Source organism: Ruegeria sp. CK2, from assembly GCF_056536585.1.
This window is the reverse complement of sequence record NZ_JBQFPW010000016.1, coordinates 90,711-114,941: the sequence shown is the minus strand read 5'-3', so window position 1 is coordinate 114,941 and position 24,231 is coordinate 90,711. Positions and strand designations below refer to the sequence as shown.

At 57.3% G+C, this 24,231-nt stretch carries 22 protein-coding genes; 6 read left to right on the top strand and 16 right to left on the bottom strand.

Annotated features, from left to right (window positions below; genetic code table 11):
* Positions 1-124: 124 nt before the first annotated feature.
* The 4 genes from ACR0BU_RS20510 to ACR0BU_RS20495 all read right to left on the bottom strand — a co-directional run bounded on the left by ACR0BU_RS20510 (position 125) and on the right by ACR0BU_RS20495 (position 3,691).
* Positions 125-922 (bottom strand): S49 family peptidase, encoded by a 798-nt coding sequence (locus tag ACR0BU_RS20510; RefSeq protein WP_480736558.1) that lies wholly within the window; start codon positions 920-922, stop codon positions 125-127.
* 114 nt (positions 923-1,036) lie between these two features.
* Positions 1,037-1,798, bottom strand: coding sequence for an ABC transporter permease (locus tag ACR0BU_RS20505; RefSeq protein WP_299084276.1), 762 nt, complete (start codon positions 1,796-1,798; stop codon positions 1,037-1,039).
* Positions 1,795-2,724 (bottom strand): ABC transporter ATP-binding protein, encoded by a 930-nt coding sequence (locus ACR0BU_RS20500; RefSeq protein ID WP_480736560.1) that lies wholly within the window; start codon positions 2,722-2,724, stop codon positions 1,795-1,797. The genes ACR0BU_RS20505 and ACR0BU_RS20500 overlap by 4 nt, the downstream gene beginning before the upstream one ends.
* Positions 2,725-2,830: 106 nt before the next feature.
* The gene (locus ACR0BU_RS20495; RefSeq protein ID WP_480736562.1) at positions 2,831-3,691 is read right to left on the bottom strand and encodes a crotonase/enoyl-CoA hydratase family protein; all 861 of its coding nucleotides are present in this window, start codon (positions 3,689-3,691) and stop codon (positions 2,831-2,833) included.
* Between the two features lie 140 nt (positions 3,692-3,831).
* Here ACR0BU_RS20495 and ACR0BU_RS20490 point away from each other — a divergent pair, with 140 nt between their 5' ends.
* Entirely contained in the window at positions 3,832-4,941 is a 1,110-nt protein-coding gene (locus tag ACR0BU_RS20490; protein WP_480736563.1) for a CaiB/BaiF CoA transferase family protein, read from the top strand.
* A gap of 58 nt (positions 4,942-4,999) precedes the next feature.
* On the opposite strand, the gene hemE is transcribed toward ACR0BU_RS20490, so the two are convergent.
* Positions 5,000-6,034, bottom strand: coding sequence for a uroporphyrinogen decarboxylase (gene hemE, locus ACR0BU_RS20485; RefSeq protein WP_480736564.1), 1,035 nt, complete (start codon positions 6,032-6,034; stop codon positions 5,000-5,002).
* A gap of 105 nt (positions 6,035-6,139) precedes the next feature.
* Between hemE and hemC the strand changes: the two genes are divergently transcribed.
* Positions 6,140-7,099, top strand: a complete 960-nt coding sequence (gene hemC, locus ACR0BU_RS20480) for a hydroxymethylbilane synthase (RefSeq protein WP_480736565.1) — start codon at positions 6,140-6,142, stop codon at positions 7,097-7,099.
* 225 nt (positions 7,100-7,324) lie between these two features.
* Here hemC and ACR0BU_RS20475 read toward each other — a convergent pair whose 3' ends face one another.
* From ACR0BU_RS20475 to ACR0BU_RS20445, 7 genes are all read right to left on the bottom strand, one after another.
* Positions 7,325-8,599, bottom strand: a complete 1,275-nt coding sequence (locus tag ACR0BU_RS20475) for an aspartate aminotransferase family protein (protein WP_480736567.1) — start codon at positions 8,597-8,599, stop codon at positions 7,325-7,327.
* 1 nt (position 8,600) lies between these two features.
* Complete coding sequence (locus tag ACR0BU_RS20470; protein WP_480736568.1) at positions 8,601-9,704, bottom strand: mandelate racemase/muconate lactonizing enzyme family protein; 1,104 nt, start codon at positions 9,702-9,704, stop codon at positions 8,601-8,603.
* Entirely contained in the window at positions 9,701-10,807 is a 1,107-nt protein-coding gene (locus ACR0BU_RS20465; protein ID WP_480736569.1) for a mandelate racemase/muconate lactonizing enzyme family protein, read from the bottom strand. Before ACR0BU_RS20465 ends, ACR0BU_RS20470 begins: the two co-directional genes overlap by 4 nt.
* On the bottom strand, positions 10,804-11,088 hold the full coding sequence (locus tag ACR0BU_RS20460; protein WP_298937741.1) for a cupin domain-containing protein: 285 nt from the start codon (positions 11,086-11,088) through the stop codon (positions 10,804-10,806). Before ACR0BU_RS20460 ends, ACR0BU_RS20465 begins: the two co-directional genes overlap by 4 nt.
* 99 nt (positions 11,089-11,187) lie before the next feature.
* Positions 11,188-11,766 carry a dimethylsulfonioproprionate lyase family protein gene (locus ACR0BU_RS20455; RefSeq protein ID WP_480736570.1) on the bottom strand — a complete coding sequence of 193 codons (579 nt, stop codon included), beginning with the start codon at positions 11,764-11,766 and terminating at the stop codon, positions 11,188-11,190.
* Positions 11,763-12,845 (bottom strand): alcohol dehydrogenase family protein, encoded by a 1,083-nt coding sequence (locus tag ACR0BU_RS20450; protein ID WP_480736571.1) that lies wholly within the window; start codon positions 12,843-12,845, stop codon positions 11,763-11,765. The genes ACR0BU_RS20455 and ACR0BU_RS20450 overlap by 4 nt, the downstream gene beginning before the upstream one ends.
* Positions 12,845-15,298: an FAD-dependent oxidoreductase gene (locus ACR0BU_RS20445; RefSeq protein WP_480736572.1), complete on the bottom strand. Its 2,454-nt coding sequence runs from the start codon at positions 15,296-15,298 to the stop codon at positions 12,845-12,847. Before ACR0BU_RS20445 ends, ACR0BU_RS20450 begins: the two co-directional genes overlap by 1 nt.
* A gap of 68 nt (positions 15,299-15,366) precedes the next feature.
* On the opposite strand from ACR0BU_RS20445, the gene ACR0BU_RS20440 reads away from it, so the two are divergent.
* The 3 genes from ACR0BU_RS20440 (at position 15,367) to ACR0BU_RS20430 (ending at position 17,842) form a co-directional block, all read left to right on the top strand.
* Positions 15,367-16,254, top strand: a complete 888-nt coding sequence (locus ACR0BU_RS20440) for a MurR/RpiR family transcriptional regulator (RefSeq protein WP_480736574.1) — start codon at positions 15,367-15,369, stop codon at positions 16,252-16,254.
* Entirely contained in the window at positions 16,251-17,342 is a 1,092-nt protein-coding gene (locus tag ACR0BU_RS20435; RefSeq protein WP_480736576.1) for an aromatic ring-hydroxylating oxygenase subunit alpha, read from the top strand. Before ACR0BU_RS20440 ends, ACR0BU_RS20435 begins: the two co-directional genes overlap by 4 nt.
* 116 nt (positions 17,343-17,458) lie before the next feature.
* Positions 17,459-17,842: a carboxymuconolactone decarboxylase family protein gene (locus ACR0BU_RS20430; protein WP_299084236.1), complete on the top strand. Its 384-nt coding sequence runs from the start codon at positions 17,459-17,461 to the stop codon at positions 17,840-17,842.
* A gap of 10 nt (positions 17,843-17,852) precedes the next feature.
* Here ACR0BU_RS20430 and ACR0BU_RS20425 read toward each other — a convergent pair whose 3' ends face one another.
* A complete protein-coding gene (locus ACR0BU_RS20425) occupies positions 17,853-19,472 on the bottom strand; it encodes a hypothetical protein (RefSeq protein WP_480736578.1) in 1,620 nt (539 codons plus the stop codon).
* A gap of 32 nt (positions 19,473-19,504) precedes the next feature.
* The gene (locus tag ACR0BU_RS20420) at positions 19,505-19,816 is read right to left on the bottom strand and encodes a hypothetical protein (RefSeq protein WP_480736580.1); all 312 of its coding nucleotides are present in this window, start codon (positions 19,814-19,816) and stop codon (positions 19,505-19,507) included.
* A 68-nt stretch (positions 19,817-19,884) separates the two neighbouring features.
* On the opposite strand from ACR0BU_RS20420, the gene ACR0BU_RS20415 reads away from it, so the two are divergent.
* The gene (locus ACR0BU_RS20415) at positions 19,885-20,826 is read left to right on the top strand and encodes a YcaO-like family protein (protein ID WP_480736581.1); all 942 of its coding nucleotides are present in this window, start codon (positions 19,885-19,887) and stop codon (positions 20,824-20,826) included.
* Positions 20,827-20,833: 7 nt separating this feature from the next.
* Here the strand turns inward: ACR0BU_RS20415 and ACR0BU_RS20410 are convergent, their stop codons facing one another.
* Positions 20,834-22,081 (bottom strand): hypothetical protein, encoded by a 1,248-nt coding sequence (locus ACR0BU_RS20410; protein ID WP_480736582.1) that lies wholly within the window; start codon positions 22,079-22,081, stop codon positions 20,834-20,836.
* 152 nt (positions 22,082-22,233) lie between these two features.
* A complete protein-coding gene (locus ACR0BU_RS20405; protein ID WP_480736584.1) occupies positions 22,234-24,228 on the bottom strand; it encodes a phosphatase PAP2 family protein in 1,995 nt (664 codons plus the stop codon).
* Between the last annotated feature and the right edge of the window lie 3 nt (positions 24,229-24,231).

Sequence of the window (24,231 nt, the reverse complement as noted above, 5' to 3'; positions counted from 1 at the left end):
GAAACGTCCGCAGCGCGGACATTTGGCCGATTTCAAACGCTTCTGACCGGGAAAGCGCAGCTTCCCGAACATCGCCAATACGCCCATGGCGATCAGGAACAGAGTGACAATCTTGACGATCACGTCACAAGCCGAAACGTGCGTAGGCTGCTCGCTCCTCTAGTCCGGCTACGGCATCATGCGCCAGCGCCGCACCGAACCGCGACCAGATCGGCTTCTTTACGCCATAGCGGCGAAACTTCACCTTTTCGCCAAACCGTTCCTGTAGTTTTGGTTTGAGATGGGCAACACCATCAATCAGACCCAACTCATGCGCACGGTGGGCCAACCAGACCTCTCCTGTGAACAGATCGGCGCTTTGGTCCAGCTTGTCCCCGCGCCTTGCTTTGACATGCGCAATGAAGTTTTCGTGGATGTCGTGTAACAAGCGTTCAAGCCGTGCGACATCTTCTTTCTTTTCCGGGGCGAATGGATCCAGCATCGACTTGGACTGACCCGCGGTGTGCACGCGGCGTTCAAAGCCCTGTCGCGCCAGAAAGACGTGGGCTCCGAACCCTGACGAGATCACGCCGATCGAGCCCAGCACCGAACTGTCATCAGCCCATATCTCATCCGCCGCCGCTGCCAGCCAATAACCGCCCGAGGCTGCTACATCCTCGACAAATGCTATGACCGGTATATCGAGCTCTTGCGACAGCCGACGAATTCGCGCCCCGATCAATGAGCTTTGGACCGGAGAACCGCCAGGCGAATTTATCTCAAGCGCGACTGCAACCGGCTTGCCTTTGCGAAACGCTTTTTCAATGACGGGGGCCAAAGTGGTGTCATTCAACGACCCGCGTCCGGCCATACCTATGGCACCAGACAGACGGATGACGGCCACGCTGGGCTGCTTTTTTACAAACGGCAGGCTGAACTTCATGGGTGCCGATGTAGAGTGCAGCCAAGATGTAAACAAGGGACTCGCTGGGCGTAAAACGCGACGTGAACCAATTTCATTAAGGCTGAGGGCAAAAATGCAACGCACCAAGGTGGGTCAACTTCGGATGCGCCAGCCTGTTTTGAAGATCCAGCCGATGATGCCCAGACAAATGCCCGTAAAGGCTAGAATGGCCAAAAGGCTGAATGTGATCGGCACATCCGCCAGCCCATAAAACGACCAGCGGAAGCCCGAGATCAGATAGACTACCGGGTTGAATAAAGTGATTGTCTGCCACAACGGAGGCAGCATCGAGATCGAATAAAACGTCCCGCCCAAAAAGATCAGCGGCGTCACAACAAGCTGCGGGACAAGGGAAATCTGTTCGAAATTGCTGGCCCAGATGCCGATGATAAACCCTAACAAAGAAAAGCTGAGACAGGTCAGGACCAGGAATGCGGCCATTGCCAAGGGGTGCTCGATACGTATGTCCACAAAGAAATTCGCCGTAACCAGGATTACCAGCCCGACAAACAGTGATTTCGTGGCCGCGGCCCCGACATATCCGATCACGATCTCGATGAAATTCACGGGTGCGGACAGCAATTCATAAATTGTTCCCAGAAACTTGGGAAAATAGATTCCAAATGAGGCGTTCGTGATCGCCAGCATGACAACTGACAACATGATCAGCCCGGGGACAATGAAGGCCCCGTAAGATACGCCTTCTACCTCTTGAATACGGCTGCCGATGGCTGTGCCAAAGACCACAAAGTAAAGTGAGGTCGACAGAACCGGCGACAGAAAACTCTGTGCCAGCGTACGGAAAAACCGGGCCATTTCGAACCGATATATTGCGGCGATTGCGGACCAGTTCATACGGCCTCTCCCGATACAAGGTTAACGAAGATCTCTTCCAGACTTGACTGACGTGTTTGCACATCGCTCAGCACAAGCCCCGCCTGCGCCACGTCGTTCAGCAACGTTGTGATGCCGGTACGATCTGCATTGGTGTCATAGGTATAAACCAGTGCCCGCCCATTTCCGTTCAAGGTCAGGTTGTGCGCTGAAAGGCTGTCGGGGATATCTGTTATCGGATCGGTCAGCATGACCTCGATTTGTTTCTTACCCATCTGCGCCATCAGAGTGTCTTTGTCCTGTACCAGCAGCAATTCACCCTTGTCGATGACTCCGACGCGATCAGCGATGGCTTCGGCCTCTTCGATGTAGTGGGTGGTCAGGATGATTGTGACGCCAGCTTGCTTCAACTCGGCCACGATGTCCCACATGTCCTTGCGCAACTCGACATCCACCCCGGCGGTGGGTTCGTCCAGAAACAGGATACGTGGCTCATGTGCCAGCGCCTTGGCGATCAGCACCCGACGTTTCATACCCCCGGACAATTCCTTGATGGAGTTCTTACGCTTGTCCCACAATGAAAGCTTGCGCAGAATCTCTTCAATCCGCGCGTTGTCACTGCCATATCCGAACAAACCGCGCGAAAACCTGACCGTGTTCCAGACCGTTTCAAAAGGCTCCAATGCGATTTCCTGTGGCACAAGACCAATCATTTTTCGGGCAGCGCGAAATTCTGTCTGGATGTCGTGACCGCCCACCGTGACGGAACCGGATGTCGGCGTCGTGATTCCGCAAACTGTCGAGATCAGAGTCGTTTTTCCCGCCCCGTTGGGTCCTAGCAGAGCAAGAATCTCGCCTTCTTCTATGTCCAGCGATACGCCTTTGAGCGCCTCAAAACCATCAGCATAGGATTTGCGCAGATCCTTGATGGATAAAATGGTCGTCATGTCTGCTCCCCGTTCTGCCGGACACCCTATCGCGCAGAAAGAACGCGGAACAGGTCAATTCTGCACATAGCCCTGCGCGTCAGTTCACGTCAGATGCCGATAGATCCTAACGGTTGCGCTTGGGCAGCTCTTGATTGGTTGTCCAGTCCCACGTGCCCTGATCCCGTTCAGCAACAGTCTGTTTCCAACCAACTTCCTCGGTTCGGGTTTTAAAGTTGATGCCTTCCGGCGAATGGCGGGTAATCCCGTCAAAAATCGTGGCCAGCCGCTGCGTTTGCATCATACCCATCTGTTCGATGGCCTGATTGATCACCATTTTCTGCATCGCCAGCTGGTTGACAGGAACTGATGCCATACGCGAAGCCATGGCTTCGACCGCATCGTCCAGCTGGTCGGAGGGAACTGCGTCCAGGATCAGGCCCATATCAGCCGCCTCGCGCCCGGTGATCTTGTCGCCGGTAAACAGCATGCGCTTGGCCTTTTCTGCTCCCAAACGATAAACCCACATCGCCGTGGTCGGACAGCCCCAGACGCGGGCGGGCATGTACCCGATCTGCGCGTCTTCGGCCATGATCGTCAGATCGGCACACAAGGCGATATCCGAACCGCCCGCCACAGCAAACCCATGGACTTTGCAGATCACCGGCTTCATTGCTCGCCACAGCGACATGAAATGCTGCGTGTTGCGCCACATGAACTTGTAATCCTTGATCGGATCCCACGGCATGCTTTGCGTCACTTCGCCCGCGCCATTGCCTTCGGCATAGTAAGCCAGATCGTAGCCAGCGCAGAACCCTGACCCGTTGCCCGCAAGAACCATGACATGAATATCAGGGTCCTCATCAGCTTGAGCCACCGCATCGGACAATTGCACAGGAAGCTCATCATTGATGGCGTTCATCACCTCGGGGCGGTTCAGGGTAATCCGCGCTATCCGCCCGTCTTTCTCGTATAGGACCACAGGCATCTGTTCCTCCTTGTATCGGGTCGAACAAAACACCCGAACTTGCGATCACCTAACCCTTACGGTCAAGACGCCACGTCGCAGAACCTCCCTCTTGCATTCCGGTCACAGTACCGAAACCTTTGCACAGGGAGAGTTACCGCATGCTGGATGGAATACGTGTCGTAGAGATCGAAGGCCTAGGACCGGCCCCGTTTGCAGCCATGTTGCTCGCGGATCTTGGGGCCGACGTCATTACCATCCACCGTAAGGGCGGAAGCATGGCCCCCGGGATGCCCGAACGTTCGATCTTGGATCGCGGAAAACGATCGATAGCGCTCGACCTCAAAGACGATGCCGACCTGGACACCGCCAAACGCCTGATCGACACAGCCGATGCTTTGATCGAAGGGTTTCGCCCCGGCGTGATGGAGCGTCTGGGCCTTGGACCCGAACACTGCCTGAAACGAAACCCCAAACTGGTCTATGGTCGCATGACCGGCTGGGGACAGGACAGCCCGCTTTCTCAGACCGCCGGTCATGACCTTAACTATATCGCCCTGTCCGGTGCGCTTTGGTACGCGTCGGCGCCCGAGACCCCTCCGCAGACACCCGCCACGCTGGTCGGCGATATCGGCGGCGGTGCCATGTATCTGGTCACAGGTCTTCTGGCTGGTTTGATCAACGCTGAAAAGACCGGGCAAGGCACCATTGTGGATGCAGCCATCTACGATGGCTCAGCCCATATGCTGAACCTGCTCATGAGCATGCGCCAAACCGGCAACCTGTCCGAGGCGCGCGGCCAAAGCTTACTGGATGGCCCGCATTGGAGCCGAACGTACATCTGCTTAGATGGCGGCTTCATCACGGTACAATGCCTTGAGCCGAAGTTTTACGCGCAATTTCTGCAGATCATGGGCCTCTCAGACGATGATGCGTTCCAACAGCAATTCGACCGGTCACTCTGGCCAGATCAGTCCCGGCGTCTCGCTGCGCTATTTTTGACGCGAAGCCGTGATCACTGGGCTGAACTGTTTCGCGGCACGGATGCCTGTGCCGCTCCGGTGCTCAGCCCCGAACAGGCACAGGCGCATGATATGAACGCCGCGCGCCTAACATGGCGCGACATCGACGGGACCTTGCAAGCCGCGCCCGCGCCGAGGTTCGCGAACACAGCTTGGCACCCAAAATCCAGCCCGATTCGAGGCGAACACACGAAGGAAATTCTGGCAGACTTGGCCAACCTGACCCAGTCTGATCCTTCATCTGGCTAAAAATATCCCGGGGGATGAATTGGCCGCAGGCCAAGAAGGGGGCTGGCCCCCTTCGCTTTCACCGGCTGCGCACGGTATCGATCATCAACTGAACGTTTTCCGGATCCGCATCCGGTGTGATCCCGTGTCCAAGATTGAAAATATGTGGGCCTTTTGAAAACGCCTCAACGATCTGACGCGTCTCATCCACCAGCGCCTGCCCGCCTGTCACCATATGAGACGACGCCAGATTTCCTTGAACGCACCCATCGACCTGCACATGCTCCACCGCCCAATCCAGAGAAACAGAATTGTCCAGCGCAACGCAATCCACACCGGTCGCCCCTGCAAACCCGACATAACCCTCACCTGCTTCCCTTGGGAAACCGATCACGGGGATGCCGGGATGCCGCGTTTTGATGGCTTGCGTGATTACCCGGCAGGGTTCGACGGCATATTTCTGGAATGCCTCGCCTTTCAAAGATCCGGCCCAACTGTCAAAGATCTTGACCACCTCGGCCCCGGCTTCAATCTGGGCTGACAGATACTCAATCGTTGCCGCAGTGATCCGATCCAGCAAAGCCTCGAACAAGGCGGCATCGCCCTCACGCAATGCGTGAGCAGGTCCCTGATCCGGCGTGCCGCATCCGGCGATCATATATGTCGCGACAGTCCAGGGCGCACCAGCAAAGCCGATCAAGGTTGTCTCGGCTGGCAATTCCCGCGACAAGATACGGACGGTTTCATAGACTGGCGACAGCGTTTCATGAATATCGCGGACCGGCTTCAATGCCGCGAACTCCGACGGCTGCGTGATCGTCGACAAACGTGGACCTTCACCCGTGACAAACCACAAATCCGCGCCCAACGCCTGCGGTACAAGCAAGATGTCGGCAAACAGAATCGCCGCGTCGAACCCGTAGCGGCGGATCGGTTGCAGAGTAACCTCTGCTGCCAGTTCGGGGTTGTAGCACAGCGACAAAAAATCACCCGCCTGCGCACGCGTCGCGCGGTATTCTGGCAGGTACCGTCCGGCCTGACGCATCATCCAGATCGGCGGCACCTCCTGCACCTCACCCGCCAGTGCCCGCAGCAGTTTTTTTGTCTCGGCCATCTTCGCCCCCAGTCGTCAAGATTGCGCAACGGGTCGGCTTTCGGCGGCAATTTGTCAAGCGCGGCCCCATTGTCAGGGCAATGTGACGCGACTAAAGCTGGGCGCATGACATTGACCCTGCCCACCCCCGCATCGCCCCTCCGGATTGGCACCCGTGGTTCTCCGCTGGCTCTGGCTCAGGCCTATGAGACGCGCCAAAGGCTGAGCAAGGCGTTTGATCTTCCCGAAGAAGCGTTCGCGATTAAGGTCATCAAGACCACCGGTGACAACCGCGCCATGATCGACGCGGACAGACCGCTCAAGGAAATCGGCAACAAGGGTCTTTTCACCAAGGAAATCGAAGAGGCGATGCTGCGGGGCGATATTGATATCGCCGTGCATTCGACCAAAGACATGCCGGTCGCCCAACCCGAGGGTCTGGTGCTGGATACCTTCCTGCCCCGAGAAGACGTACGGGACGCTTTCATCTCGGAACACCTAACTTCGATCCATGATCTACCTGAGGGTGCTGTGGTGGGCACTTCGTCCCTACGGCGCCGGGCACAGTTGCTGCACCGCCGCCCGGATTTGAACGTGGTAGAATTCCGCGGCAATGTCCAAACCCGCCTGAAAAAACTGTCTGAAGGCGTGGCCGATTGTACGTTTCTGGCTATGGCGGGCCTGCGGCGCCTGGACATGAGCGACGTTCCGGCCACCGCAATCTCACCGGATGATATGCTGCCTGCAATTGCACAAGGCACGATCTGCATTGAACGGCGCAGCACCGACCATCGCACTGCTCAAATGCTCGAAGCCATCCATCATGGCGAAACCAATCAGCGGCTGCGGGCCGAACGGGCGTTGCTTGGCGCGCTGGACGGGTCCTGCGAAACCCCGATCGCTGGTCTGGCTGAACTCCTGAGCGGTCAATTGCGCCTGCGCGGCGAAGTTCTGCGCCCTGACGGATCAGAATCAATCACCGAGGAATTGACCGGACCTGTCGCCGACGGGGCTGAAATGGGTCGCGATATGGCCGTCAATTTGTTGAAACAGGCAGGTCCCGGGTTCTTTGATTGGAAAAATTAATAAAAAATTTAAACAATGTGAACTACTTCACTGTCGCCCGCCCTGTCATCGGGCATTAAGGTGTCATACCGATTGGAAAGTCGGATCAGTCTCGAAAGTATCGAAAAGTTTTAGATTGTTGGTGTTGTAGTAAGTATTCGAGGGGGCGAGACTGAACCCCGAAATCCAATCAGTTAGGGCCGCTGTCAATTTCGACAGCGGCCCGATTGATTCATCCGCGAGATTCTAATCGCAGATCGCTTCAACGGCCTTGGCGACTGCCTCTCTCGTTTGCCCCAGATCAACCTCGTTTAGCGCCAGCGAAGGGTAAAGCTTGCCCGGTGACTTGAAAATCCCGTGCTCGCGTAAAACTGCGTTGTAAGTGGCATTGCGTTTGGGGTCGTCGTGTTTGGCGCTGCGGTAGTCTCTGCAGGTGCTGTCGGTAAAATAGATATCGAACAACGTCTCATCCCCACAGATCTGATGGGCAATCCCTGCCGCCCTCAGCGCCTCAGATTGCATTTTCTGCAATGCACGGCCAATTGTGCGGAGCCGATCATAGGCCCCGTCTCGTCGCAAAATCTCCATCGTCTTCAATCCTGCCACTGAAGCCACCGGATTGCCGGACAGAGTTCCCAATTGCATCAGCCAGCCGACTTCGCCAACGCGCGACTTATCGAAATGCTGCATGATCTCAGAACTGGCACCAACGGCCGCCAGCGGAAAGCCTCCACCGGTGATCTTGCCCAGCGTACAAATATCCGGCGTTACGCCATATCGCTCCTGGGCCCCACCATAGGCCAGACGGAAGCCGGTCACGATCTCATCGAAGATCAGCAGCACATTGTGTTTGTCACACAAATCACGAAGCCCCTGCAGATACCCGGGCATCGCGGGAATAATCCGTTGCAAAGGCTCGACCATGATCGCCGCGATATCGTCATGTTCGTTCAGCAGATTGGAAACCGCCTCCAGGTCATTGAATGGCGCGATCAGCATCTGCTCAACCACGCCCGCGGGGATACCTGCACTGTCCGGCACAGCCTGCGGGAAATTGACCTCGCGGCTGGGGGCAAGGCTCATTTGTGCTTCTGCGCTCATCCCGTGATAGCCGCCTTCGAATTTCAGGATCTTGTCGCGTCCGGTAAAGGCGCGCGCCAGGCGGATGGCGTACATGTCTGCCTCGCCACCCGAGGCGACAAACCGCACCTGCTCGCAACAAGGTACTGCATCCACAATGGCCTCGGCCAGTTCGATCCCTTTGCTGTTATTGGCAAAGAAGGTCATGCCTTTGGGCAATTGCTCCAGCACGGCCTCCATCACTTCGGGGTGACCATGGCCCAACAGCATTGGCCCCGAGCCGATTAGGTAGTCGATGTATTCGGTGCCGTCCTCATCCCAGACCCGGCTGCCTTCACCTCGGGCAATAATGATACCCGGGTCGAAATTTCCAAACCCACCGGCAGGCAAGACCGTCTGCGCGCGGGCGATCCATTCGGATTGAGTGTTAATCTTAAGCATCTCAAACAACCTCCAAAATCGGGGAACCCAGAACATCCATATCGGGCACAACGCCCAGGCCCGGGCCCTCGGGCGGGGCAATGCGACCATTGGTTCGAACAGGCGCGTCCGGGCAGATCCGCGGCGCCACGTAAGACGACAGATCACAGGTGTTCAGCAATGCCCCGTGCGGCGTGGACGCTGCAAAATGCAGCGAGGCAGCAGTAACGATATCCGAGCCCCACGTGCATTCCGCGCACGTCTCGGTGCCCAGATGCACACAAAGGTCCCGCGCCCGACGCATAGCTGACAAACCACCGAATTTGGACAGCTTCAGCGCTACCGCATCCATGCAACCTAACGCATGCGCCCGCAATAGTGAGGCCAGATCATAAGCGTTTTCGTCAATTTTCATCGGCAAACCGGTGGCCTGTCGAACAGCGGCACAATCTTCGAGCGTTTTGCAGGGCTGTTCCAACATGACATCAAGATGCGCCACTGCACGGCCTGTGCGTGTGGCATGCAATCGCGAGGCCCCGCAGTTCCAGTCGCCATAGACAATCGGACCCGATCCCACCGCTTCGCGCACTTTGAGCAAACGTTCCGCATCGGCCTCCCAATCCCCATCGGCACCCAGTTTGACCTGAAACTGACGTATACCGCTTTGGTACGCGGTGGCTGCGATCCGAGCCATTTCGTCTGGCGCAATGCAAGTGATCGAGTGGTAAAGCGGCATATCCTTGCGCGTCCGCCCGCCCAAAAGTGCATAAAGCGGTAAACCCGTAGCCTGTCCGAACAGGTCCCAAAGCGCAATATCAACAATGGATTTGGCATATGCATGGCCCGGCAGAAACCCATCCAGCTTGCGCATCGGCGCATCAACCCCAAAAGGTGAAATACCCAGAATTTCAGGACCCAACTCAGCCACTGCAGCTGGGACACCATCGGCATAGGCAGGTAGGTAATGTGGGATCGGACAAACCTCGCCCCAACCCTTCAACCCGGTATCCGTTTCGAGGCAAAGGACATGCGTTTTCACTGTCGCGCAGGTCTTGCTTTCGGCCATGTGATAGGTCTCATGGCTGGTCAGATCGACAGACCAGAGCGTTATCTTGGTGACCTTCATAGGTAGACCGCCACCGGATCGCCCAGCACGTCTTCGTCCGGATACACGCCAAGTCCCGGCGTTTCGGCTAGGTGCAGGTGGCCATTGCGATTGCGCGGGCCACGGCCTCCGGCGATATCAACGGTGATCATGTCCTGACAAGCCCAGACCGCGTGACAATTGTCGTCCGGAACGGTTGCGGCCAGATGCAGCGCCTCGGCATCGGCCAGAACCGAGCCGCCTGTGGCCATCACAAACATGTCGATGCCATGGGCCAGCGCGATGTCCCGTATCCGCGCGGCCTTGGTCAGCCCACCTACGCGGTTCAGCTTGATCCCAAACACCTCGGCCAACCCGTCACGGGCAATCCGGGCGGCGTCCTGCAAGGTGACAAGGCTTTCATCCACAGAAACGGGTGAGGCGTGACGACCCGAGATCGCCGCAATATCGTCTAGTGTTTCACAGGGCTGTTCGAACATCACATTCATGTCTTCGCAAGCCGTCATGACCTTCAATGCTTGCTGCCGCGTCCAACCCCGGTTCACATCGTAAAGAACGATCTCACCGGGTTTCAGGATGCTTTCTACATCGCGGACACGGGCAATGTCGCGCTCGACATCGCCACCAATCTTGACCGAATGTGCTACGTAACCACGGTCGCGATACCGCTCCATCGCTTCGCGGGTTTCTTCAGCGGTCTTCGCGCCAACCGAGGACGCAATCGGGCGCGGCGTGCGCGACCCACCGCCCATCAGATCCGCAATCGGTAAACCCGCTGCTTGCCCGGCAATATCCCAGCACGCCATGTCGATCGGGCTTTTGGCATAGAGATGTCCGGGCAAGGCCGTGTCCATCGCCCGCTCGACCTCAAGGACGCGACGCGGGTCAAGACCCAAGACAAAGGGCGCCATCGTCTCGATTCCCGCCCGGATACCCGGCCCGTGGGCAGGGACGTAAGTGTGACCCCAAGGCGTTCCTTCGCCCCAACCGATCAAGCCACTTTCCGTCTCGATTTTCACCAGAGTCGCATCCAACACCTCGAACTTCAGCCGACCACCAGACAACCAATAGGAATGCTCGAGCGGCAGATCGACGTGATAGACCGAGATTCGGGTGATTTTCATTTTAGCTCCACCTCGATAAACGACATCGGGGCATCCCCCGCATTGATCACGTTGTGCTGAACGCCTTTATCCCGGCGATACGCCGTACCAGCCGGAACGGTGACTTCATTGATCGTGCCATCGGGCAGCTCCAGACGCATATGGCATTCGGTGACAGCTGTAATCACATAGTCCATTGCGTGGCGATGCCATCCTGTTTGCGCACCGTGTTCGAAATCGAAACGGGTTACCCGAACACGCGCGTCATCGATCATCTGGGTTGCAACGGCCTGTGGTCTCATTTCAGATATTCCTTTTCTGGTTGTCCTGTTCGCCCAATCTGCACACCAGATCTGGCCCCGACACTTCAACGGCCCGAACTGTCAGGTGTTCACGTCACATCATGCGGCATCCATTTGCGGCAAATCTTCAATACCCTCGCCCCGCCATAGGACGAACGTCAGGATCGATTTGTCGTAGGTATCCATCGCATGGCTTTGCCAGCTGCCGTGCAGACGCGTCTGTCCCGGTCCAACATGGGCTTCATCCCCTGCGACTTTGAACAGGGCATTTCCGGCGAGGTTCAGATACAACTCCTCTGCCTGATGACTATGCCAATCGTATTTCAAACCCGCCCCCCAAAAGGCGATGTATCCACGTAGCTGGGTCGAGTAAAAATGACCGCTCGGTCCGAACAACTCAAAGTATCCGTACCTTTTAAGAAAATCGACACCGACCTCTTCCGCAGAATAGGCAAGCTGCCAGTTGACCAAATGCGCCGTTGCGCGAACCGCGTCGACCAGATGCGCGGTCAAATCTGTTCCAGCCTCGTCAAAGCTTTTGACCAAATCCAACGCAGGGATGGGCGTTGGCTGCAGACCCGACGGTGTCAGATCGGTCGGCCAGGCTCCAAAATCCGAGAGATCGGGGTGTGATTGGTGCAGCCATCGGGCCGCTTCGAGGAGGTCGTCGAGTGTCACGGGATCACCACAATGTTGCCGGTATGCGCTTTGTCGATAAAGGCCTTCTGGGCCTCACGCAGATCAGCTAACGGATAGGTTGCGGCCAATGCTGGCTTGATCTTGCCATCCTCTATGTATTTCACGACATCGGTGAAGTTTTTCGGCCTGTTTACGGTCGACCCGGTAAAGGTCAGATCGCGCAGGTAGAATGTACGCAGGTCAAGTTCGACCAGCGGACCCGCAATCGCACCAGAACACGTATAGCGGCCACCTCGTTCCAGCATATCAATTAGACTGGCCCAGATCGGCCCACCAACAACGTCGGCAACAACCGTCACCTTCTCGCCGTTCAGCGCAACTTTCAGGTTTTCAGGGCTGCGCGGCAGAATGCGGTCGGGCCCAAGCCTGGTGACATCTTCATGTTTTGCTTCGGACGCCATGGCAATCACCCGCGCACCACGCAACTTGGATAGTTGTATCAATGCGCCACCAACCCCGCCGGAAGCGCCGGGGATCAGAACGGTATCACTCGCGCCAACATTGGCGCGATCCACCATGCCTTCGGCGGTGACATAGCCACAGATGAACGTGGCCAGTTCTGCGTCACTCAAATCGCATTCTATTGCTGCAACGCCGCGTACATCAGCCTTAGTGTATTCTGCAAAGCCGCCGTCGCATTCCGACCCGAAATACCCGGCCTTGTCGCGGTTCATCGGATCGTCCCAGTCGCGCAGCCACCCGGCCACCATGACGCGTTTGCCGATCAGCGAGGGGGCTGCACCATCACCAACGGCCACAACGGTCCCCACTGCATCCGCACCTTGGATGCGCGGGAAGGTTAGTGGCGCGCCGCCCCAAGTGCTGTCCTCGTCGTCGACCTGCGAATAGGCCCCGCCGGTCGTGGCCTCATCCACGGCCTTGGAATACCAGCCCGTTCGCGTATTCACATCCGTATTGTTCAGACCGCAGGCGCCAACCTTGATCACGACCTCCATTGGCCCCGCTTGCGGCGTTGGCCAGCTGTCGTGCCATTCGTATTTGTCCATATCACCATGGCCGGTGAGGACCATGGCCTTCATTGTTTGGGGCAGCGTCATCAGATTGTCTCCAGAATTGCGTCCGTTCGCGGCAGCAAGCTTTGAGGGTCATAGGCGGGTTCACTCAACACGCGAGCTGCGCGGGGGCGGCCATGGATCACCACGGTGAGCTTTGTCCCTGGCTTCGCGGCGTCTGGCTCGATGTATGCAAAGGCCAGAATCTTGCCGATCGTGTGGCCATAGACAACCGATGCCGTGGACCCGACTACGCGGCCGTCCAGCAGAACCGCCTCACCTCCGTGCCCGTCGATTTCACCATCCGGTTCGATTTCCAGATAGGCGCAGATCCAAGGCAGGTCTGTGTTCAGAGTTTTGTCTTTGCCCAGATAGTCTTTGTCCGTACGTGCAAAGCGCAGCACGTCGGCCTCGGCCAGCGTAACCTCATTGGTCAACTCGCCCGCGCCTTTGAAGCCCTTCTCCATCCGCATCACGTTCATGGCAAAGCTGCCATAGTCGGCGATACCATAGGGCTCTCCTGCTGCCCAAAGCGCAGTGTATACGTCAAGGCAGGTGGCGTTGGGCATGTGTAGCTCCCACCCCAGTTCCCCGGCATAGGACATTCGGAAGGCCCAGACGGGGTGACCGGCGATTATGATCTGTTGCGCTGACAGCCAACGGAATCCTGCATTGCTCAGATCAACACCGGTACAGCGGGAGAGCACGTCGCGCGACCGGGGACCGTTCAAGGAGAGGGCGGACCATTTGGCGGACAAGGCAGTGATCTGTACATCTTCATCCCGGCGCTGCTGCGCCAGATGGTCCAGCAGGCGCTGTTCAAAGAAGGCGGCGCAGACCAGATAGAACCGATCCTTGTCCATACGGATTATGATCGTCTCCAATTCGATCCGTCCACGCCGGTTCAGCATATGGGTCAGGGTGATCGAGCCGATTTTTTGCGGCATCCGGTTTGCGGTCAGGCGGTCCAACAAGGCATAGGCGTCCGGCCCCACCACCTCGACTTTGGTGAAGGCGGTGACATCCATGATGCCGACGCGTTCGCGCACCGCTTTGACCTCAGCCGCGACCAAGTCGTCGACAGGTGTACGGCGGAAGGAATAGTGATCGCGTTGCTCGACTCCGTCCCGCGCAAACCAGCGGGGGCGTTCGAAGCCGTAGACCTCTTCATGCACCGCGCCTTTGGATTTTAGCAGCTCATGCAGCGGCGATGGCTTGATCGGACGTCCAGCCAGACGGTTGAAATGCGGAAAGGGAATCTCGTGGCGCAGGCAGTAATCTTCCTCAGCTTTGGTCACCTGCCACGCCTTTGTCGCGTAGCTGCCGAACCGGCGCGGATCGTACTCGCGCATCGAGATGTCGGCCGCGCCATGCACCATCCAGCGCGCCAGTTCACGGGTCAGGCCCGGGCCCCAACCAATGCCGATCTGTGTACCACAGCAGCACCAATAGTTCCGAACACCGGGCGCTGGTCCAATCAACGGGTTGCCGTCCGGTGGGTGCGAAATCGCCCCATGTACGTCGCGCTGAATGCCAAGCTCAGCAAAGATCGGCATCCGGTTCAGGCTTTCTTCAAGCCACGGCATGACCCGATCGTAGTCTGCATCAAACAGCCAATTCTCGTATTCCCAGGGGCAATGATCATGCCAGACCGAATTCGGATTCTCTTTCTCGTAGATCCCGATCAACCCGCGGTTCTGTTCCATCCGGATGTAACCCGAAACTTTGCGGTCGTCGCGGATCACCGGCAGTTCCTTGTCCAGCCCCTGAAACTCCGGAACCGGCTCGGTCACGAAGTAATGGTGCGTCATCGAGGTCATTGGCAGTTGAAGGCCTGACCACTCGCCCATTTGCCGCGCATAGGTACCGCCAGCGTTCACCACATGCTCACAAGTGATAGCGCCCTGCTCGGTCTCGACCACCCACTCGCCGGTCCGTGTCTGTGTGATGTTAGTCGCACGGCAGTTGCGGAAGATGCGCACACCCTTTTGACGGGCGCAATTGGCCATCGCCATGGTCACATTGGTCGGATCGACATGGCCATCATCCGGCGTATAGAGCGCACCCAACACGCCCTCGATATTGTAGAACGGGTGTAACTCGGCCACTTTCTCCGGTCCGACCAGCTCGATATTGAAGCCAAGCGCGCGGCCCACGGACAGGGTATGGCGCAGCCAGTCCATCTCATCCTCGGTATAGGCCAGACGGAGGGAGCCGCAGCCGTGCCATGTGACGGATTGGCCGGTTTCAGCCTCCAACACACCGGAATACAGCCTAATATTGTAGTCAACGCACTTGCCCAGTCCAAAGCTTGAGGTCGAATGCGTGATCTGCCCGGCCGCGTGCCAGGTGCTGCCACTGGTCAGCTCGGCCTTTTCCAGGAGCACGGTATCGCTGCCCCATCCTTCATGCGCCAAATGATAGGCCAGACCGACGCCCATGACGCCTCCGCCAACGATTACCACGCGGGCATGTGATGGCAGTTCGTTCCCGGACATGATTTTTCCTCTTCCCGAGTCGCGTTTCTACTCGACAGGCTAATTCCACAAATGTACCATCGTCAATCATGAATGACACAAATGTATCATCAACTGTTCTGAACCGCCTTTCCGAGGAATGGAACGCGCTGACGCCCGAGGCCCAAAAGGCCGCGCGTTACGTGCTGGAAAATCCAACGGATGTAGGGGTTTCGACCGTGCGCGAGATTGCAGAAGCGGCCAAAGTGAAACCCAACACGTTTGTCCGGATGGCACGGCAGGTAGGGTTCGAAGGATATGAAGACTTCCGCGCCCCTTTCCGTGACGCGATTCGTCAGGGCATCGTGTCCTTTCCCGACCGAGCACGTTGGCTGCAGACAATCGGCAAGACAGGCGAACTGGGCGGGCTTTACGCCGATATGATCGGCGCCGCGATCCGCAATATCGAAGACACCTTTGCCGGGATAGATGCCGAGCGCCTGAAAGCCGCAGCCGAAGACATCTGGAATTGCCGTCAGATTTTCACGCTGGGGGTGGGCGTCAACAACTCAAATGCTCGCAATTTTACCTATCTTGCCTCAACCGGTATGAAGCAGTTTCACGCCATACCTCGACCCGGCTCGACCCCAGTCGACGATCTGGCTTGGGCGGACGAGCAAGACGTACTGATCGCGATCACCTGCCATCCCTACCGCACCGAAGTCATCGACGCGATCAAGCTGGCGCGGCAACAGGGAATGACAGTCATCGGCATTTCCGACAGCCCGGCCAGCCCGGTGATTCTGAACGCACAGCACGGTTTTGTCGTTGCTGCCGACACGCCGCAATTCTTCCCGTCCTCCGTTTCGACCATCGCGCTGCTGGAAACGCTTCTGTCCTTTGTGATCGCCGTCTCCAGTGACGAGATTGTCGAACGGGTCGAACGGTTTCATCAACGCCGCCACCAGCTTGGCCTCTATGCAGAGGAGCCGGAATGAATGCCCCCCTGATCCGGTCTTTGGACGCGCGATACTACACTGATCCCGCGATTTTCGCGCAGGAGATGCAGGGCCTTCTGGCAAGGACATGGCAATTCGCTGGGCATGTTGCGCAGGTGCGTGAAACTGGGGACTATTTTGCTTTCGAGATCGCAGGCCAGAGCCTGTTCTGCATTCGCGGCCGAGACGGAGATATCCGCACCTTCTACAACGTCTGCCAGCACCGTGCGCACGAGATGGTGACAGGTGCTGGCAATACCCGCGTCGTGGTTTGCCCCTATCATGCTTGGACCTACGAATTGTCAGGTCAACTGCGCGCCGGGCCCAACATCAAATCTGTCCCCGGCTTTGATCGCAGTTCGATCTGCCTGACATCTGTGCGCACGGAAATCTTCAATGGATTCATCTTCGTAAATCTGGATGATGACGCGGCCCCGATGGACGATTGGTACCCCGGCGTGCGCGAGGAAGTCCGTGCCTTTGTCCCGCATATCGACGATCTGGAACCGTTGGAATGGGTAGAAATCCCCGAGAACTGCAATTGGAAGGTTAGTATCGAGAATTACTCGGAATGCTATCACTGCCCCCTCAATCACCAGACCTTTGCCGAGGGCGTCGTCAAGCCCGAGACCTATGACATCCAGCCCGACGCCGGCGGCGGCTACGTCCTTCGCCACACGACCGAATGCCAAAGCCTCGACAAGATGACTTACCCCATAGACCTAGCGGTGCCGCACGCGGGCGATTATCAGTCATGGTTCCTTTGGCCGATGTTCTCGTTCCAGTGCTACCCTGGCAACGTGCTGAACACCTATCACTGGCGCGCGGGTGATACCGATCACTGCACGGTCTGGCGCGGGTGGTATACCGAGGGCGGATCGGAGAGCGCCGTGATCCGCCAATTGGCAGTACAGGACCGCGAAACCACTGTCGAGGAAGATATCCACCTTGTCGAAAGCGTCCATCGCGGGCTTAAATCCCGCGGCTATCGCCCCGGCCCGCTGGTGTTGGACCCTGCGTTCGGGGTGATGTCCGAACACTCGATTGCCCGGTTGCAGCAGTGGATGCGTGAAGCGGTCGACCCTTGATCAAAGCGCCAGAGGCCCTAAGACAGGCATTCGAGAACCACGTCTTACGCTTGATAAACCCCCAAGCGGCGGTATCTATTTGCCTCGCCTGACAGACAAAAACCCGGAGATCTAAAATGCCCGACCTTTTTGACGAAGACCTTTTTCTGAAAGGGTTGGAACAACGTAAATCCACGCTTGGCGCGGAGTATGTGGAAAAGAACCTTATCGCTGCGGACGACTTCACCCGCCCGTTTCAAGAGGCGATGACCGCCTGGTGTTGGGGCTTTGGTTGGGGCGATGACGTGATCGATGCCAAGACGCGGTCGATGATGAACCTGTCCATGATCGGGGCATTGGGCAAGATGCACGAATGGGAAATTCATTGCAAAGGTGCGATCAACAACGGTGTCACCCCGGAAGAAATCCGCGCCATCATTCACGTCGTCGGGATCTATTGCGGCGTCCCGCAGGCTTTGGAGTGTTTCCGCGTCGCCCGCAAAGTGCTTGAAGAAGTCTAACTCCAATCCATTACAATCCGGCTGCGGACAAGAGCCGCACGACATCAGTGTAGTGGTTTTGGTTTTTGAAACAGCCGGGCCAAGCCCAGCGCTTAGCGGTAAAGCCCGGCTGCAATTCAAGAATCCGGCGCGCGTGTCGGCGCGCCAATGACTCGTTTCCACCAGCGACCGACAGCAAGCATAAAACCACGCGCGCGCGCACACTATCTGGGTCCGCGCGCAGCACGTTATGTGCGTGCTGCCAGGCTGCCTTGTCCTCGGTCAATGCCATCGCCATGGCCAAGTTGGCTTCGATCCAGATCGGTGGGTGCGGAGTCAACGCAAGCGCTTGACGGTAAACGGATATTTCAGCTTCAAGTTGATCGTCGTAGCCAAGCAAGCCAGCGTAATAACCCAGAAGCTCAGGGCTGCTGTGAAATCTGTCCACAACTTCGCGCATCAGCAGGCACGCTTCGTCGGTTTTACCCGCCACGTTGCGCGTAAACGCTTCAAGCGCTGCGCAATATGGGTCTGTCGGATGTTTGGCGCGCAACTGAGCGCATTCCGCGTCCACTTGGATCAGCGTTTGCTCGGGGGTATTATCAATTCCAAGCCGGATCAGATCCAACCGACAGAACCCAATGGCAACACTGGCAGGCAGATAGTCCGGGTCGCGGCCAAGACACGCTTCGTATTGTCGGATCGCGCGGAAAAGCCCGCCTTCAGTTGTGTGGCTTTCCTGGATGCGACCATTCTGAAACGCGGTCCAAACTTCTGTCGAGCTGGAACGGCCCGACCAGATTTCTGACCAATGGCCGTCGCGCAAGCGCAATTGCAGGGCCTCGACGACCTTCATCGCAATCTCTTCAACCGCGTCGAATGTGTCTTGCTTGCGAAACCGGAACCGCTCGGTCCACAAGCAGACTTGGTCAGATGTCGAGGTCAGCTGCGCCGCAACCCGCAAGCCCTCGGCGCCAACAACGCTGCCGCTCAGGACGTAGCCATCAATCGGCCCCTCTTGCCTGCGGGCATCCCGCAGTTCGATCACGTCGGATAGCGTGCCCAACAGAAACAACAGTTCGTCGCGTATAGATACTGCGGCCACCGCAATGTCCGGGGTGTCGCCAACCACCTCCATCGGCTCGACCACCACTGCGGGTCGCTGACGTCCCCAATGCGATGGAGCTCGACCGGTGATCGGGCCGGGACCGTCTTCTCCGGTGTCAATGTCCCAGTAGGCCTGACGTTCGACGGCAAGCCATTCTTCGAACTCTGGGTCTGCAACATCAAGCCCTTCCAGCAACTCCGCCCGATCCGGGTGCAGCTGTGCGTCAAACAAATCAACTTCGAGCGAATTAAGATCAATCGAAACGTTTTCACGTCCGATATCCAGAAATTTTAGATCAAACTTGCCGAAGTGTTTAGTGAGAACGCTGAGTTCCTTGCGCAAGGATGCAGCGCCTTGTGCAGGAGAGCTTTGACTCCACAACCGGTCCTGCAACCAAGTTCGACTGCGGATCGAGTTTTTGGACAAGAGCACCAAGGCGACAAGTGCCTTCGCCTTGGTGCCACGCGGTGTTGCATCCCGACCATCGTCGCAAATTACCTGGAACGGGCCAGTCAGGAATATCTTGGTCCGTGCCGTTGTCACGAAGGTTCCTTGGATAAGCTGAGATTCCTCTCTTACTTACCGCAACCGTAGACGACGATGCCACCCATCGCTTCGTATGCAAAGTCGTCGCACCAGCAGTCGTAGTCGGGTTTGTCATCACCGATCTTGTCGCTCAAGTCGGGAATTATGATGTTGATGCGCTTTCGCGAGTCATAAACAAAAGTAACGTCCAAATGTTCACCCTCCGCGATCATTTCGCGGATTTTGCCTTCTGCCTTTTCCTCTTCGCCCCGCTCGCCCAGCGCACGGGCGCGTGCAGCTCGAAGAACCTCGCAACCTATGTCTTTTACTGAAAAATCTTGCTTAAGCTTCAATCGAGCCATTTCGAAATCCCTTCCCTTAGAACCACAATCATCTGTATATCTCCTTGTGTTGGTATCTGGAAATGAAAATGACTGACTCGCTGATTGAACGGGCCGAGACGGCAAGGCTCATTTCCAAACCATCCTTTGCCGAATTTCCTGACGGCGCGCCGATCCATACGGCTTTCCGTCTGATTAAGCTGCGACCGGGAACTCTGCCGCCGGAAGGCGCGATGGAGCATCGCGTGTCTTTCGGCACAGCACGCACCGCCAGGGACGCGTCGCGGCTGGCAGGATTTGAGGCCATTGAACGCTATGCATTGCAATACAGTTCCGACGCGCCTGACGCCGGCGAAAGCCTGATTGCATCGGACGGAGGAACCTACACCGTGCCAACTCAATCGTTGGCGCTGGGCGCACCGGGCACCAATGGGACGATCACATCCAAGGGGGCGGCGGCCGGCCCGACGCATGAGGCTGCCGCCCTGCGTGCTGTTCTTGAGTGCCTGGAACACGCACTTGATCCGCTGGGCTACACCTTCGCTTTGCCCGGTTCGTCCTTGCCTCAAGACCTGACTAAATGGCTTAACACCTACCTGCGTGAGCTGCACATCCATCTGGCAGAGGTCCCGGGCATTGGTATGTTGTTTCGCGCGGTCTGCGCTGATCCGGATGGCGGGCGGCCCACCTATGGAACCGCATTCGCCGCCGATTTGGAAAGCGGTATTTGGCGTGCCACGTCTGAGGCCGTTGTGTCGTGGCGCAACATGGTCACTCTGGACCACACGGGCGTCACGCAACAGGGGATGGATGCTGAACAAAAACGGCTGTTTCAACTGTACCGCGGCGCGCGCGCAGATCGGCCCGTTGCCCCACAAGCGAAATTTGATCCAAACGAGTGGGCGACGCCGGACCCTACTTTGGGCGAAGCTCTGACTGCGGCGGCGAAGGCTTTGGGGCGCCCCGTTGCTGTGTTTGATTTGACCGCGCCAGAGGTTCCATTGCCGGTGGTCAAAGCTGTACCGGTCTAGGCACATTCTAGTTGTTGTCCTGCTTTAAGGCTTTCTCGTTTCTACGAGGCGCGTTTTCGCACTGGTCCGCGAATTCTGAGATTTGCCTGCATCGCTGGGTTCCAGGCAATCCACAAACAATCCCATCCGGTTCAGCGGCAGGTATCTCGGACAGTTCTACTTTGGTGATCGGGCGCGACGTAGCAGCGGTTTTCACCAGCGGCCCGACCTCGATCAAGCTTGCAAGACTGTATCCTGAAACCGGGTGCGTCGTAACGCCAGCACCCAAACAAACCTCGTCCAGAAACCTTGGGTCGTCGTCGGATGGTCCAAATTCCAGACGCATTGGCATCCCCTCGACCCCACGCGAAAACCGAACCCATTCGTTGGGGACATTTTTTTCATCATGCAAAAGATCGGATGACTGGAAGGATCGGATGTACATTCCCAGTGGATCGGCAAAAGCCATCGCCCGGCCTTTTGGGGGCACTGATCCTTCGACCAAAGCCAAATCATATGCGCCTTTTGCTACGTTTGACAGTGCGCTGCGACAGAACAGATCCTGCCTGTTTGCGTGGGTAAATATCTCGTCAAGTCTTGCCCGACGACTTTGACCCTCTTGCAATACCAGATACGGGAAAGACCCAAAATGCATCACTGAGGTCAGATCGCTCAAACTGTTCCTGCCCGAGGACATAAACAAAACACTTTCAACATTAATTGGATGCTCAGGCGGCTGAGCGCGCCCGGCACCAACCAACCGTTGATGAAAACAGGCCATACGTGCAGATATGTCCAGCGCCTTCCAATCTTCGCCCGTTACGCCAAACAGCTCTTGCGCGCTATAGGCGCACCGCGTGATCGAAGCGACGACATGCAGGAAATGCTCCAGATCATGCACCGCCATTGTCATCCACCACTCCATCAGCTCGGTGGTCGCAACAAAACGTTTCGGGCGCATTCTGCCGGTGAGATCAGGGCGCATCACCAGTGCGTATTCGAGGTATTCATTGTGCAACTCGACCCGACTGGACCAACCCAAATCCGATACGCGTTCTGCCAATTCGGCGCCCAAACAATCCAATGGCTCGCGCGGGCTGCCCGACCACTTGAACTCATCAGAAGTCTGTGTGTCTTCGATATCGCGCGGGTCCAACACCAAAAACGGGCTAACGTCATGATCATTAAACAGGGTCTGGACCCGCGCATTCCAGGCCGCCAGGGCAGCTTCATTTACACCCTGATCAGCTAGGCCTGGAGATTGAAAGACAGGCATCTCGATATTCCGTTTGATTTCAGAAAGGCACGACCGCAGGTTCGCGGACGTGGCCCAAACGCGCCCAGGAGCCCTCGGCGCGGAAATGGCGCGGGGTAAATTCACGACACCCATCCGAACCTACTTGAGAACGTGATGACCTCTGGCATTGATCACCACCCTGCCTGCTCGGGCAGATGGCGAGTCCACCACAATTCGGGCGTGCTATTCTGGACATGGATTTCGCTGTCGTGTTCGTCACTACCTATGATGCTGAGCCGATCACCATCAAAAGTCTCAATCGAGACTTTTGAATTTTCGCTTTGCATGGCCAAGTGCTCTGCCAGCATACCGACTGCAATCCGTTCACCCATGCGAACGCTTTCGAAATAGTCGCTGTAGTAATGCGCACCCGCCATACTGCGCCCGATCGCAATATTGGCGGCCAGCTTATTCAGCTCACCATTCAGCGTAAGGTTATCTAAGGCGTCTTCCGGCCGCTTTGTCGGCACAAGCGACTTGCCGCCAGATTCGGGCACATAGACAGCATATGCACCAGCATCGGCCAACGTCAGACGGGTTCCATCCGAGCTATGCGTTCGGAAAAAGGCCTTGAGCACCGTTACGCAAGCCCCGGCAACTGTTGCGTGGGCTGCACCATAAGACGGATGCATGGGCGATCCCTCGGGATAAGCCATGGGCAACAGAAGATTGCGATCGTTCGAAGGAAGTCCGTTTTGCGAATTCACGTTGTGTGAAAAACGCGGTTCAGACGGCGCTTTGGCTATAGCGTTCATCAAGTTGAACCCCTGACTCGCTGCACTCTCAAGCTTGCTCAGATGTGCATTAGCCAGCGGCTGGGATCGTCCGAGGACCGCACCATGACCATTCGCCACAAGACTTGCGATGCTGCCAAGCTTTTCCGGGCGCGCCCTGTTGTGCACCTGGAATGTCTGGTTTTTGACGGCCCGCAGGGCCCGGGTCGCTGTCTCGGCTAGCAGTGTCAGGGTACGCGGCCCCGCCCAGGTCACGGCATCACGACGACAATCAGTTCCCGAGGCAGACAAACCCTCATCTACGGTTGCACCCCAGCTGAGCAAAAGCAGACATGCGTTCAGGTAGGCCTGGCAGGTGGTCTCGGAATGAACATAGCACGCGAGGTCCCGGGGCGTTTCGATGAGCTTTAGACCCTCGGCATCAATAGCTTGCTCGGCTGTTGTGTCGGCACCGTTCTGCACATCCAACCATTCCGCCCAGTCGCGCATGTAATCCACGCCGGCCGTTTGTGGATCGATCCGCTGATCGATCCGAAGCGCACCAAACGGAGACAGACCGTTTCGTGGCAGAACTGGCGACATATCGGGCTGATCAGATAGCTGCTGTGCGGATGTCACTTTACAGTCAGCCAACCGCTCCTGACCTTGCAGCAAAAACTGTGAGACGTACGGCCCTTGGGCACAACCCTGGCTCGATCCACGGAACAGACTTTGCGTCGTCAGAGCGCCACCATCCCGAACACGCCGTGCCTCAGACACTTTGCTGAGACGCTCACCGTCGGCATCCTTTGGGCTGGCGTCACTCTGGAACCAAGCCATTTGCCCAAGCGCCGACACCACTTTATCCGCACCCTGAGCGCCTTCGCGGATCGCCTCAAAAGGCACGTCCCGCAGATACGCCATCGCATAAAGCTCGGCCATTTCAGCGGCCAGTTCATCCGAGCCGAGACGAGGCGCCGGCGCGATACCCAATGCACCAGCGTCAGGCCCTGTGAAACCAAACGGATGGCCCGAAATCGGGCTTTCCCACGCGCGCCACCGGAAGTCAGCGCACCCTGTGGTCGGCTGGGTGCGAAAAGGCCCGGAATAAGCTGGCATGTCAAATAGAGCCACCCGGTTTCCAGCATTGTCCGTATAGGTCGGATCAGCGACTTCCTCGAGAAACTCGGAATAGGCCTGCGCATCAACGATACCGTACGCATCATGGGGCAAGCCCTTCGAGAAACTCGTGGGCCAGGAGCCTGCAAATGTATCAGCCTCGCCATTATGCGCGGCCACGGCCGCCGAGGCATTGTTCAGCAAAGGCGCCACGCGGCGCTGACTGCTATTTGCCGCGGGGTTGAATTCGTCCGGCTTAGGCCATGGCTGAGTAGGGGCGGTGGGTCGCGGCATGAT